A 13,341-nucleotide genomic window follows, 5' to 3' on the forward strand; every position below is an offset into this window, starting at 1 on the left:
GTATATAGTTACTTTGTGATACATAAAGTCATCAGTGATGTTTAAGCATGTAGAATTAAGTATATTTATTACTAATCTTCGAAATAACTGAAGATTCCCTATGTTTATAGTTTTATAACTATTTTTCAAATATTGGGTTTTGGTGATTATTTATTTGATTCGCTACTCACTAATGATTATGCTTACTCGAAATTCGTTATAAAAAGGAGGGATGGCTGTATAATCATACGGCCGACTGAATGGAGATTATTAGTCAAACAAACAGAACCATGCTCTTTGAGGAAATTAATCCCGAAAAAATGGATTTAATTACGCTTGTTGGAGATGTAAAAGGGATTGACAGTCTTAGTGATGAAAAGATTAAAGAAATTAATCAATATCTACTTGTCAAAAGCTTCGACGAATTTTTAGATAAATTTTCTCCAACGGTTTATTCATTCTACAATGCTGCTAACCAAAAGGTAATGTACACACTTAAAAAACCTGAAGGCATTCAAGATGACTGTATTTCTGAAATAGCCATTGATCAAAATAATGATTTTTTAAAGATGCTATTTACCCTCATCGATACGAAAAGAAGTCAGGGCATTGCGAATGTAGATTTTAAATTTGAAAATCTGCTCGATATGATTTCTCCTAAAAAGGTTATGGATGACATTCGACAAGTCAGAAAAGAAATCCATTACTTATACGGTGAATATGACAAATTAGATGACGGTGATCCTAAAAAATTGGATACAGGGGACAAGCTTAACCTGATGTTCGAAGTTGCAAGTAGAAATTACAACAATGTCATGGCGATGCTTCCTCTAGCAATCGAAGATATTAAAACAAGACTATTGTTAGGTGCTAATCAGGATGAAGATGAATCCGAAAAATTACAAATTGGGACACTTTCTATTGGTGACAACGGTGAATTAAAAATCATTGAAGCACCACAAAATAATAGCTCTGAACTGATGGTTATTGAAGAAAATAGTAACTATGGTTTAAGCACAGTTTTTGAAGAGGACTACGAGGAGATTACAGAATCCCCATCCTCTTATGTCAAAGATTTAGTCGTAAGAACATTCTCTCCATTGCCAGCTGTAAAGGCTGAATTTGATGTAGAAACTGAGGTACAAAACTACAATACATACTTAGAATTCTATAAGAATGCTAAGGATGAATTTGTAAAAACAGTGAAACCATTAGTTGAAAAACTATTAGGCGTAAAAATGTACTTTGATCAGTATGCGACTAAAAACAAAGGTATGCAGCCTTCGTTACTTGTAACGAACACAAAGTTAGACATGCTCGTTAAAAGTAATAATATGCCAAGATTACGCACGTATTTAAATACTGTTAACTCGAAAAATGACTTTACAGATACAGTGTGGTACGGGATTGTCCCTGCTCTAGAACTAGAGGCATCTGGAAAAATGAAAGTTAGCAGATCTAGATTTAAAGGGAACGATAAAGTTGCTAAGCAAGAAGGTAATACAATGGAATCGTTATCTATACTTCTAGATACTGTGAAAGATTATAAGATACAAATTTTCTTCAATTTCATGGCAGAAGAAGAAACAACGTTCAATGGCATTGCAACAGCAGGTATTGATCGCCTTATCGATAAATGCTCATTGCTTGTTCGAAAAGATTATAGTGAGTTCGCGATACCATGTCTACCGAACTTCACCATTATTCCTAAAGATAAATCAGGTGTAATCATTGATACAAGAATGCAGACAACAGAAAATGGAGCACGTCTGTCTAAAGAAAAAGAAGATATCTTAAAGCTTTGGATAGAAGGCGTCTATGTTGGTGCTAGTTATGTAGCTGCAGGTATCGTCTCAGCTTATCAATGTCCAGAATATTTGAAAGAATCTTTCAGAAATGTTCAGAGAAATTACCCTGGTGTACGATTCGATATTGAAGCCGGTGATAACTCACTTAGAGCCGTTACTACAATGGCAAAAGAAATCTCAGGCTTTACTAATAATATTAAAGATGCTATTAACAGCAGAAGCTTTGGCTTTGTGTTCTCTTCGGAAAATGCTCAGCTTCAAGATAAAGATATTAAACGTATTACCGTGTATAAAGCAAGAAGCTTGGCGATGGAAGAAGACGGATTTGATTCAATCTACAAAACACAGGTTAGTACGTATATTGAGAGAATTCTACGATTCCAATCAGGTGACTTTAAGCACGAAAATATCGTTCGATTCTTTAGTAATAATCCAAGTAGTCAAAAAAGCAAATGGCTTAATGACAAAGGCTTTGTAAACTCCATTATTCACGATGGAGATGACATCGGCTACATTATCGATGAAAAAACAAGCACATGTCAGATTGACCTGATGTTTAACGGTAATGTGAAGAACCTTGAAGTGATGATTACAAAGGCATCAAGTGCCGTCAAGGCCTAACAAGTTTAAACAGACAATGAGCAACTTTTTAAGTAGGATGTTTAAGATTTATTCATAAATCTTTTAACATAAATACGAATCTACCGTAAATTGTAAGGTGAAATGATTACATATTTCTTAATGCTTTATGCACTTGCATGAGGCTTGAGAAATTGAAAACATTATATATTTCATCTACAGCAGTTTACAAGTCGATTCAACAAATTTTAGGAGGTAATAAGAATGGGTTTTGTATTAAAAGTAGAAGGATCAGAAGCAATTGAACTAGGGTTAGATAGCATTATATCTGTTGAGTATGATACAGATACTCCAAATGACTCTAACGCACGTTCTACAGATGTAGGAGCAACTTTAAAAATTAGAGGTAAAATCCTTACTGCAACTGATGGTGATAACTCTGATGATACGATGAAATTAGGATTATGGTCATTAGTACCAGCTGAAAAGGCTGACTGTTACCGTAAAGTAACATTAGAAGTTATTTCTGCTGATCAAGTAGTAAGAAAAATTCATTTCCCAAATGCTTTTGTTGTTGACTACACAGAAAAATATGGTGACACAGAAGGTATCGGTGAATTCTACTTATACGTTAAGCAAAAGAAAGACAAAACAGACTTGGCGAAAATCGAAGGCGGCTACGCTGTCTAAGATTATTGCTTGATAGACATTCCACATTATCTAAGGGACTTTCATAGTTCCTTAGATAATTTTGAATAATCCTAATACTGGGGATGAAAAAACATGAAAACGCATTATGAAACTTTAGGTGTCAGTAGAGACGCCACACAAGATCAAATAAAAGTCGCTTATCGGAAGCTATCAAAAAAACATCATCCAGACGTGAGCGGTGGAAGTAAAGAATCTGAAAAGATTTTTTTAGAAGTGACAGAGGCATACAAAGTACTGAAGGATCAGGCTTCAAGAGAGGCGTATGACGCGCGACTAGACGGAGCGGGTCAAAGTTGGAGTAGAGGACAGACAAGTGAAAAACAATCTTCACACCAACAGTCTACTGAAAAAAAGCCAGATTTCAATATGGACAATATTGAAAAGAACTTTGAGCATTTTTTTGGCTTTAATCCTAAAACAAAGGAAACATCATCAACCCTTAATAAGAATGCAAAGAAGAATCCGTTAGATACAACTGATTTATTTGAACGATTTTTTAACAGGTAATACAAAGCCATAGCTAGTATGAAGGAGTGTAAGATCATGTATGACCAAAATTCAACGGATGTATACAGTGAAAACACAAAGAAACAAATGATTATAAAAATTATCGATATCATTATTGTTACAGTCGCCTTCTTTTTCATTCTTTATGTATTTGTCATGAATCAGGATGTTCTTTTGAAAACGATGATTGGTATAGTGATGGTCATACTCGCTATTATTTTTGGCTCTATGAAATATGAAACAAAAGTAACGAAATTTGATGTGACCAAAACGGACATTCGAAAGCTAGTTCTCCTCAATGATCGGGGAGTGGAAGTTGAGGAATGGGAGATAGATGAACAAACTTCATTACTTATTGGAAAAAGTTCAGCTAGCAATCAGGCAGATATTGACTTAAGTGGTACAGAGTATGAATCACTCATCAACTATGAGCATGCCGTATTAAATTGTGTATCTGGAGTATGGTACATAGAGGACATTGATTCTGTCAATGGTGTGGGTATCAAAAAAGCTCATAAGCGCGTAAAAAATAGATTAAAGCACGAAAACCCTTACCCCATAGGTAATGGAGATACGATATACATAGCAAATACACGAATTTTAGTGAAATAGAGAAAAAATAAGATTCGTAACACAGACGGGGGATAGCGAAAATGAGTTTGATTAGATGTACAAATGGTCACATGTTTAGTTCAAGAAGACATAGAAATGTTTGTCCATATTGCAATGTAATGGTGGAGCAGGAGCAAAGGTCAAGCAGTCAGCCAACAACAGTAGATGTTGATGATAAGACAATGCCATATCTCGGAGAAATGGATGGAATCGATCCGGTAACGGGATGGCTAGTTTGTATTGAAGGACCTCAAATGGGGCGAGATTATAGAATTTTATCGGAAAAGAACTTTATAGGTAGAGCAGAAGATATGCACATTCGAATTGTTGGAGATAATTCAATTTCTAAGCGTAACCATGCTGTTATCGTTTATGACCCTAAAAAAAGGAATTTCTATTTACTGCCTGGAGATGCATCGGGATTGGCCTATCTTAACAATGAAGCGGTTTATACGCCAACAGAGCTAGCGGCATATGATGTTATCCAATTAGGTGGAAGTATGTTTCTTTTCATTCCTTTATGTGGCGTTCACTTTGAATGGGAAAACAACCAGAGCGAGGAATGATGATAAATGGGACTGGAACTACTGCCATACATAATTGCGCTAGTATTTATTATTGTAATCATTACATTACTAATGATTAGAAGCATGCTTACGCAAAAAGTTGAAAAAAACAAAATTGAAATTGGAAATGGTCAAACAATTGGTAGACGGGATGAGCAGGATGACTATTTCTCTACAACTGAAACGAATTATGGAACAATTGCTGTCCTGGCAGACGGCATCAGTGGATTAGCTAACGGTAGGATGGCAAGTACCGTTGCTGTCACGACATTTATACAAGAATTCAAAAAGCTAAGTGGCCTAAACAATTTAGAAAAATTTTTTAAGGAAACTGCTTTAGCGAGTAACCATATGATACTCGAAAATTTAAATGGCTCTAATGGTGGTACGACATTAGTGGCGGTCGTTATTGATAACAACGGATTTCTTCACTGGGGAGCCGTAGGAGATAGTGTGATAACAATTTTTCGAAACGGAGAATTTATCGCTATCAATCAAAAGCATATTTTTGAATCAGTTTTAACAGAGCGTTATATTTCTGGTGAAATATCGCAGCTTGAAGTACAGGAAAATCCTTTGAAAAAGAGACTTATCAATTATTTAGGATATGAAGGCTTTAAAAATCTAGATATAGGAAAAAGTCCGATTCAGCTACAAAAAGGGGACAAGGTATGTCTATTTAGTGATGGAGTCTACGATACGATAACAGAGGTTGAAATGGAGAAAATTCTCTCTCAGCACGCTCCACCGTATGATATTGCACAAAACATCATTAAAACTGTTGAACAAAAACGCTTAAAAAATCAAGATAATGCAACCATCGTCATCCTAGAAAAAACATGGTAATCATTTTATCGGTCAGAGCTCTTACTACTAATAGTCGAGGAGGGGAATCATGAGAAAGGAAAATAGCAACTTTAAAACAAGCTTTTTATCCGAAGCGGGCTCATTTTTGCAAAATAAAGATTACTTTGCCTATACAGAGCTGGACGATGTAGCCTGCTGGGTAGCTGTGAAGGGGTTAGATTCAGATCAGGAAATAAGTAGTGCAGAGCTTGCGGTGAAGGCAATTTTAGAAAAATTTATGGAAAAGCCATCCATGTCCAGAAGAAGTATCAAAAAATATATAAGATATGCGCAGAACATACTGCAAAATCAAAGCTTAAGAGTAAGATTAAAAGCTAGTATCGTTATGGTCGTATCAGATTACTCAAAAATGATTGTTGCAGTTGCAGGAAACTCGAGACTGTATCATTTTCGCAATGGCACTTTATCGTTTAAAAGCACTGATCAAAGCTTGGCACAAGAGCTAGTGAGTAATAGGAACCGTTCGTTAGATATTAGTCAGCATGAGGAAAGAACCAATCTGCTAAATTATCTTGGCAAACCAAATGATTTTCAGCCTTTTGTCTCTAAAAAAATGAAGTTAATGGATGGCGATGTATTAGTGCTTTGTACAGCCGGCTTTTGGGAAGATGTCGGTGAAATTGAGATGGCAGATGCGCTGGAAGATGTAAAAGAGCCGGAGCAATATACTGATTTATTAGAAGAGGTACTTTTAAGCAGGCAAAGGAAGGTTGTTAATAATTACACAATCGCTGCTATATTCGTTAACAAGGTTTACCAGGAAACGAACAAGAAAAAGATGAAATACATCAAAATGATTGCAGCTGCATTAATCGTAACTTTAATCGTAGGTGGAGGTGCAATTTATTATCAAGCAAAACAAGGGAAAAAAATGGCCGAATTAACCGTGGAAATGAAAGATCATGAAAAGAGCGGAAATCTTTATTTTCAAGATGGAAATTATGAAAAGGCGCTTCTGGAATATAGCGAGGGTAGAAATGCAGCAAAGAAATTGAACGACCCAATACATAGGAATTTGCTAGCGAAAAAATTAAGAATTACTGAGCTGATCATTAATGGGGATAAGTTGGCAGAAGAAGGAAAATTTAATGAAGCGCTTGAGCAATATGAAAAGGCTAAAAAGGAAGGCAAGCTCATTGATGATTTTGGAAAAGAAGCAATCGAGCAAAGAATCGCTAATATGGATACCATTGTACAAATTGCTGAAGCTGTGAAAGATGGAGATTTTCGATTTGAGTCAGAGGATTACAATGGGGCTCTTGCAGCGTATCAAAAAGCCAGAAAAAAAGCCCTTACCATTGCTTATACTGGCGAACCTCAAATAAAGACGAAAATAGAAGAGACAGAGGCTAAAATAGCTGAATTGAAAAAGGCCCAGAAGGAATTGAAGGCTGAAGGCTTAGAAAAAAGCGGGGATCAGAGCTATGCAAGCCAAGAGTACGGAAAAGCAATTGAATATTATACACTTGCACAGGAAATTTATCAGGAGACAGAGCTACTATCAAAGGTTTTAGGTCTAGAGCGAAAGGTTATGAACGCCAATGATAAATTAAATCCTGTTCCTCAAGGACCACCAGCTGGTAAAGCAGTACCTGAGGAAGAAACTCCACCTATGAATGAAGGGACAGCTGCCGATCAGCCATCTGACTCTGAGGTGATGAAAGAGGGAAAATAAATTGATAAAAGAGCTCATGTTTGAACGGTTACGTAAAATAGAGGATCTAGAACAACGTCAGCTACTAAAGGATATTGTCAGTGGCGTTTTTGTAAATTTAATCGATTATCAGGATGAAATGAACAAAAGACTTGAGGAGCGCATATTCAACGAAATAGATAATGCAGAGGATAGGTTTGACATTTATGTAACGCTTAGTTCCAAGGAAGATGTTGATCCCATTCATGAATGCTTATTCCCGATGCGATCAGCTGATATAGAAAGTAAACCAATCAAAATTGAAAAACTACTTGAATCGTTTAAAAAATATAAAACGGCAGTACTGTTCACATTATTTCTAGAATGTGATTCCATGCAAATTCAACAGTTACTTGCTGAGCAGCGACACTTCAGTGGAAGGCTAGTAACGACAGAAGGACAAGTAGAGATTAAGGTCAGTCTTACGAGAAACACCGACTATTTGCAAGAAATCGACAGGCTTTATCCGATTTTCCAAATAAATGGCTTACCATGGAAAACAATCAATCACCCATTCGCTTATAAATTTTTTGATGTAAATTTGGTGGATTGTCCTTCTTTAAACGAAGATGTTGAAATCACTGAAATCATCATTGATTTAGAGGAGTATGAGCAGAAAAAACGACTGAATATGGTGCCGCTTTGGAACATTGAACGGCATACGCTGAAAAATGTTGGGTTTCCTGTCCCGGCCGTTGATAAGGTGAATTTTGAGCATGTCCTTTCCTTACGAAAAACCGGAAACCAGCATGGCTATCTTGTCGAAGCTGATGAGCAAAGTGTTCGCTACGTTAAACGTTCGGACAATGAATTGACAGTTGTTTCACCGCAAGATAAATCAGGGGTTTGGGAGCTTGTGAAAATTGTAAAAATGGAAGACGAGAAGATCGGGAAATTAAATTACGAGCTTGTATCAAATCGACGAATAGAGCATTTTATGCACAAATTTGCTAGTAAGTATACTGCTAGTATTAAAACGAAGGGCGAAATTACTCGTATGATTAATTCCTTCGAGGTAGCCAATAGACTTGAGCTTGTTGATGTTGACATATTGGACTCGTTTTCAGGAACAAGCTTTAGTCACTCTGCGAATCCTTTCTTAACGGAAATGATAGGCGATAATGGTCATAAAAAAACGATGCTACTAAAGTTTAAGGCGAAAGAGGAAAGAAGCTTTATTTCAAATGACATATTGAGCTTCCTCGTATCGGAAGTACAACGACATTTTTTTGAATATAAATGTGAAGGTGTTTGGCTATGAACTATATTTGGGATTTGCTTATTAAAGCTGAAGATGAGGGCCTTTCTAAAAAGGATATTTATTTTAACCTTGCCACAACGTATTCGCCCTATATGGAACTTAGTCCACAACTATTAAATGCACAGTTTGTTGAACAGCATGTTGAAGTAAATCCATATTATCGCTATTTTGAAATTTTTAATAATCTTTTCCATCCGGATAATACTACAAATATAGAGTTTAGGGACTATCTTTTTGACATCGCCTTGCATTTCTTAGCTGAAATTGATCGTATGCAGGGCATGAATAAAAGAGAGTTCTTTATTCACTTTATTCTAAGAGAAATCGAAGCAAATATCTTTGGCAATTTAGTACGTGACAATATTCAAGCCTTTACGAAAAAGGAGCAAGAAATAGTTGTCCTGAATATGCTAAGACTTTACCAAACAGGTGAAGAAATCTACTTATTAAAAGATACGCTGAAAAGGCTCTTTAAGCATTGCATAATTTATGTGAAATCAGAGGGGCAGGATGAGTTGCTTTTGTACATACCTCAGAAGCACACAGAACAAAATCAGCGAAAGGTACAGCTAGTACAAGAAATTTTCATGCCAATTGGCTTTCGTATAGAGGTTTATTGGCAATATCACTTCGGCATTATGGATGCAGAGGAAACGATGAAGCTAGATCGAATAGTTCTTTACTAAACAGAGCAGAGGAGGGATTTTTGAATGACGACTAAATATTCGTATAAACTTTATGCCAATAAGCGCTATACAGAAAAGAAATATATGACCTATACACGTGTAGAATTAATGGAAATGACAACCTTCCAGCTTAGAAATATTTGTTATAAGGAAAAATTGGTGACAGGGCTTATTAATACACTGACAAGAGACGAGTTAATCGACAAGATATTAAGATATCGTGGCGCTGAAGAAAACCCTCTTATTAGAGAAAGCAAGGATGGGGGCTTTGAAAGAGTCGAAGCGGCCATGCAAAAGTATTTAAAAACACCTATGTCTGACAATGGTGATATTAAAATTCCTGCCAAAATGAGCTTATATAGTGGAATGAAGATTGATAAACCTGATCGATATTTCGTAGAAACAGGCGGTTTTCTTGTTGAATCCAATGTACTGCTAGTAAATGAGCAATTGGAGCTGTGCGGTATTTTGAATGTTCTAAAAGACGACGAAGTCCCAAATCAGTATTTCTTTGCTGCTGACGAAGCGATTGGTATCCGGAAAACAAAAAATAAAAACTATAGCTTTATTTTTTTAAGAAAGCAAGATTCTGAGTATATTTATAAGACTTACTATCAGGAAACCCCACTTCCGCCTACAAATCTTCACTACTATAAGGTGCCAATACCAGATTTAGAAATAAAACAGCTAGAAACAACCAATGCCATTCTTGCCATTGATTTTGGAACAACAAATACAACGGCTGGTGTCTATTTAGAGAGTGATTATGTCTCTTCCCCTTGCAGTCATGATTTATTAAATGAAAGAATTCAGCTAAATAGCATCAATTTTGTCCAATTTCCAGACCCTCTCCATCAAAATGAATGGATTGAAGTAGTGCCGACTGTCATGACAGTAGCAGATTGCTCGAATTCAGAACAAGTAAGCTATCATTTCGGCTATGAAGCGTTAAAAATGATGAAAAAAAATAGCTATACATCATTGGCGACGAAATTCCAAGGCATTAAACGCTGGGTAAGTAATTATGCCAAATTGGAAGAGGTCATGGATGCTAACGGAAATACGGCACTTGTCCCACGAAGCCAAATTTTAAGAGAGTTTTTGCTTTATATTATTCGAATGGCGGAGCATCAATTTAAATGTCGCTTCAAGCATGTGCATATTTCTAGTCCCGTTAAGCTGAAAACGCAATTTTTAGATATGTTTCATGCGATTTTACCTGAATATCAAATCGAAACGGAGCATGCCCTCGATGAAGGTATGGCGGTTCTATATAATACGATCGCCAATCAAATAGAAAATAATAGCTTTTTGGATGGCAAGCAATATAATGCACTCGTAATCGATTGTGGAGGTGGAACTACAGACCTTTCCTCCTGCAAGTTTCGAATAGAGGATGGGCGTATTTCTTACAAAATTGATATTCATACAACGTATGAAAATGGAGATACGAATTTTGGTGGCAACAATATTACATATCGTATTTTTCAATTTATGAAAATTGTTTTTGCGAACTATTATAGTCGAGGAAAAAATGCTTATGATATCGACGCATTAATTGATATTCCTGGTAAGGATATTTATCGATATGTAGACGATTACGGCACAGAAGCAGTGTACGAGCAATTCGAAAAAGCCTTTGTAGAGGCCGAGTACATCATCCCTACTCGCTTTAAAGAGTATGAAAACCGAACACGAGATGAATACCTACGTGTCCGCAATAATTATTATTTCTTATGGGAAATGGCAGAGGAAATGAAGAAAGAATTTTTCCGAAAAACAGGTATTTTAAGAAGTCGTTTTTATTCGGACAGCGATATGCAACAGGATAGTGATTTAAATGTTACAGCGGTAGATCGCTGGTGTCTGTCCATGCTAGAAAACAATCAATTTAAGGAAGTTTATGACTATCCAAATGTCTTTTTCAACATTAAGGAAATCAACCATCTCATTAAGGCAGATATTTATGATATTGTGCGAGAATTTTTAGAGGAGTTTTATGAGAGTGGGGTTTTGGGTGAATATTCCATTATCAAACTAACTGGACAATCCTGTAAAATCGATGCGTTTCGCGAGGCATTAAAGGAATTTGTACCAGGACGCAGCATTGAATTTAGGCAAAAAGCTGAAAATGTCGGCAAAGTACCTGAACTAAAGCTTGCTTGCCTAAGAGGAGCACTTCGTTATTTAAATGCGAAAAAGATAGGCATGATCGAAACGGAAGTAACGAATCATGCACCAGTAGTACCTTATACGGTTAGCGCCTTTACACATAATCGTCAGGAAAAATTACTCATCAGTAGCTTAGAAAGGCTAAATCAAATTCACGGCACGATTTCTCGTCCGTGGGGTGTCACAGAGGTTGAATTCTTCCTAACTGGTAGCGACAATCAGACATCGTATAAATACACTTACTTTAATCGTCAAGAGGATTTTGCGCCTGTTCTGTATGAGAATATCGCGGCATATTATCACGATAAAATTCCACAAGACGAGACGGATTCCATCGCTAATGGGGAAGTAAAGTTCTTTGTCTTCGCAGGAGTAGATCATTGGGGCTTCCATGTCGTACCGGTAACAAGAAAAGACGAACAGCTGTTTATGGGAAGGAAGGAATTCTTTGCTTTTGAAACAGATTTGTCTGAGCTAGATTTCTTTGATGGATTAAAGTAAAGCATGCTTTTAACTTTTTTCAGCGGGTGTCTAAACACTTGTACCTGTCGCTACGCTTTCAGTACAAAAGACACTTGTACCTGTCGCTGTGCTTTCGGTACAAAAGACATCCGCTGAAATAGAGGAACTCCGTCTAAGAACGCCATGTCCTGTGGCAAAGACTGAGTGACCAACATTATGTTGGCCCAAAGCCTCTGGAGGATGTAGTGAAATAAAGAGAAAAGAGGTGGGTGACAGCTTGTTTGCCAATCAATATCCACATTTTCAAAAAGGTCGCATTTTAAAGCGAGAAATGCTGGAAAATTTGCGAGATTACCCGAGAGAATTTTTAGATTTGTATTTCCAAGACTATTCTGATGGCATTATTGCTGGCGTCAACATTATTGTAGACGATGCAAGTCTCATCATTACACAAGGTATTGTCAAGCATAATGGAAAGCTGTATATGCTGCATAATAGCTATGAGCTTCCTTATGAGGCATCGGGGAATGAAACAATTCTTAAAGTACGATTTGCTGAAGAAGTGAATGAATTAGATTTTACAAATTACACAACAAACATTGTCCTAGATCATTCAATAGAGCTTGCACATAATGAGCTAGAATTAGCGCGCTTTAAATTAAAATTAGGTGCCAAACTGCGCTCAGAGCATATTGATTTTCTCGATTTTGCTACTGAATACAATACAGTCAATTATCTTCACTGTCAGTATGCAGGCCTACAAAAAAGCACATATCATCCAATTATTTTGCACTATTTTGCACGAGAGCTGTTAAAAAATCGGCCATCTAATCCATATGATATAGCTTTTGCCTTAGAGTGCTTAAATCAGGAACGGGTTCAACGAGATGCGATCAATTTCTATATTTGCAATCGACTAGAGCTAGACTACCAAACGTTATCTAATAGCCAGATTCATAAATACTTAAACCGTATTTTATTAGAATCCAAGGGCGGTGGTCGTATGACAGGACATGGTAAAGGGCGTCCAAAGCGCATGATTGTTGACTAGCTGGAGTCTACTGGTGAAAAAATGTTCAAGAAATGGAAGGTGAATGGGTTGAAATTTTTAGATGAAAAAATTATTGCACTTAGAAATGAAATGCGAGAGCAAGAACAACATGAATTAGCCCAAAAGGAAGCGGCATTATAAGAAGAGCAACACCGCATGAGAACCCTTAACAGGAGGAACAGATCGAGCTACAAAATCGACCTTTACTGGATTTTTCAATATAGATGAGTAGGATGTGCCGTCATTGATCAGCATGTCATGGAAGGAAAAAATTTCGTTCCGAATGCCGAACTATTTTCGATCATGCCAGCTGAGTTTTCCTTTAATAGGAGAGCAAAAAAATACAAGGTTATGAGATAAAACGAATAATAGAAATCGAAGGAGAGA

General features: G+C 36.6%; 12 protein-coding genes. 11 read left to right on the plus strand and 1 reads right to left on the minus strand.

Annotated elements, in window-relative coordinates:
* The first annotated feature begins 239 nt into the window (after positions 1 to 239).
* The 10 genes from QRN68_RS16875 (at position 240) to QRN68_RS16920 (ending at position 11,942) form a co-directional block, all read left to right on the plus strand.
* Entirely contained in the window at positions 240 to 2,408 is a 2,169-nt protein-coding gene (locus tag QRN68_RS16875; RefSeq protein WP_285398074.1) for a transcriptional regulator, read from the plus strand.
* 222 nt (positions 2,409 to 2,630) lie between these two features.
* Entirely contained in the window at positions 2,631 to 3,056 is a 426-nt protein-coding gene (locus QRN68_RS16880) for a membrane-associated protease 1 (RefSeq protein ID WP_285398075.1), read from the plus strand.
* A gap of 93 nt (positions 3,057 to 3,149) precedes the next feature.
* A complete protein-coding gene (locus QRN68_RS16885; RefSeq protein ID WP_285398076.1) occupies positions 3,150 to 3,584 on the plus strand; it encodes a J domain-containing protein in 435 nt (144 codons plus the stop codon).
* 36 nt (positions 3,585 to 3,620) lie between these two features.
* Positions 3,621 to 4,196, plus strand: coding sequence for an FHA domain-containing protein (locus tag QRN68_RS16890; protein WP_285398077.1), 576 nt, complete (start codon positions 3,621 to 3,623; stop codon positions 4,194 to 4,196).
* A 41-nt stretch (positions 4,197 to 4,237) separates the two neighbouring features.
* A complete protein-coding gene (locus QRN68_RS16895; RefSeq protein ID WP_285398078.1) occupies positions 4,238 to 4,762 on the plus strand; it encodes an FHA domain-containing protein in 525 nt (174 codons plus the stop codon).
* Between the two features lie 6 nt (positions 4,763 to 4,768).
* Positions 4,769 to 5,608: a PP2C family protein-serine/threonine phosphatase gene (locus tag QRN68_RS16900; RefSeq protein ID WP_285398079.1), complete on the plus strand. Its 840-nt coding sequence runs from the start codon at positions 4,769 to 4,771 to the stop codon at positions 5,606 to 5,608.
* Positions 5,609 to 5,657: 49 nt separating this feature from the next.
* Positions 5,658 to 7,304: a serine/threonine protein phosphatase gene (locus QRN68_RS16905; RefSeq protein WP_285398080.1), complete on the plus strand. Its 1,647-nt coding sequence runs from the start codon at positions 5,658 to 5,660 to the stop codon at positions 7,302 to 7,304.
* A gap of 1 nt (position 7,305) precedes the next feature.
* Positions 7,306 to 8,583 carry a normocyte-binding protein gene (locus QRN68_RS16910; protein ID WP_350224358.1) on the plus strand — a complete coding sequence of 426 codons (1,278 nt, stop codon included), beginning with the start codon at positions 7,306 to 7,308 and terminating at the stop codon, positions 8,581 to 8,583.
* Positions 8,574 to 9,269 (plus strand): iron-dependent peroxidase, encoded by a 696-nt coding sequence (locus tag QRN68_RS16915; RefSeq protein ID WP_285398081.1) that lies wholly within the window; start codon positions 8,574 to 8,576, stop codon positions 9,267 to 9,269. The genes QRN68_RS16910 and QRN68_RS16915 overlap by 10 nt, the downstream gene beginning before the upstream one ends.
* Positions 9,270 to 9,293: 24 nt before the next feature.
* On the plus strand, positions 9,294 to 11,942 hold the full coding sequence (locus tag QRN68_RS16920; protein WP_285398082.1) for an acetate and sugar kinases/Hsc70/actin family protein: 2,649 nt from the start codon (positions 9,294 to 9,296) through the stop codon (positions 11,940 to 11,942).
* Positions 11,943 to 11,972: 30 nt separating this feature from the next.
* Here the strand turns inward: QRN68_RS16920 and QRN68_RS16925 are convergent, their stop codons facing one another.
* Positions 11,973 to 12,131 carry a hypothetical protein gene (locus QRN68_RS16925; RefSeq protein WP_285398083.1) on the minus strand — a complete coding sequence of 53 codons (159 nt, stop codon included), beginning with the start codon at positions 12,129 to 12,131 and terminating at the stop codon, positions 11,973 to 11,975.
* Between the two features lie 49 nt (positions 12,132 to 12,180).
* Between QRN68_RS16925 and QRN68_RS16930 the strand changes: the two genes are divergently transcribed.
* Entirely contained in the window at positions 12,181 to 12,954 is a 774-nt protein-coding gene (locus QRN68_RS16930; protein ID WP_285398084.1) for a DNA and RNA helicase, read from the plus strand.
* The last annotated feature ends 387 nt before the right edge of the window (positions 12,955 to 13,341 follow it).

Source organism: Lysinibacillus sp. fls2-241-R2A-57 (genome assembly GCF_030209535.1).
Classification (GTDB): domain Bacteria; phylum Bacillota; class Bacilli; order Bacillales_A; family Planococcaceae; genus Lysinibacillus.

Bases quoted from the DNA above. Each gene is read 5' to 3' on its own strand.
- QRN68_RS16875 (WP_285398074.1), top strand. From the start codon at position 240: ATGGAGATTATTAGTCAAACAAACAGAACCATGCTCTTTGAGGAAATT.
- QRN68_RS16880 (WP_285398075.1), top strand. From the start codon at position 2,631: ATGGGTTTTGTATTAAAAGTAGAAGGATCAGAAGCAATTGAACTAGGG.
- QRN68_RS16885 (WP_285398076.1), top strand. From the start codon at position 3,150: ATGAAAACGCATTATGAAACTTTAGGTGTCAGTAGAGACGCCACACAA.
- QRN68_RS16890 (WP_285398077.1), top strand. From the start codon at position 3,621: ATGTATGACCAAAATTCAACGGATGTATACAGTGAAAACACAAAGAAA.
- QRN68_RS16895 (WP_285398078.1), top strand. From the start codon at position 4,238: ATGAGTTTGATTAGATGTACAAATGGTCACATGTTTAGTTCAAGAAGA.
- QRN68_RS16900 (WP_285398079.1), top strand. From the start codon at position 4,769: ATGGGACTGGAACTACTGCCATACATAATTGCGCTAGTATTTATTATT.
- QRN68_RS16905 (WP_285398080.1), top strand. From the start codon at position 5,658: ATGAGAAAGGAAAATAGCAACTTTAAAACAAGCTTTTTATCCGAAGCG.
- QRN68_RS16920 (WP_285398082.1), top strand. From the start codon at position 9,294: ATGACGACTAAATATTCGTATAAACTTTATGCCAATAAGCGCTATACA.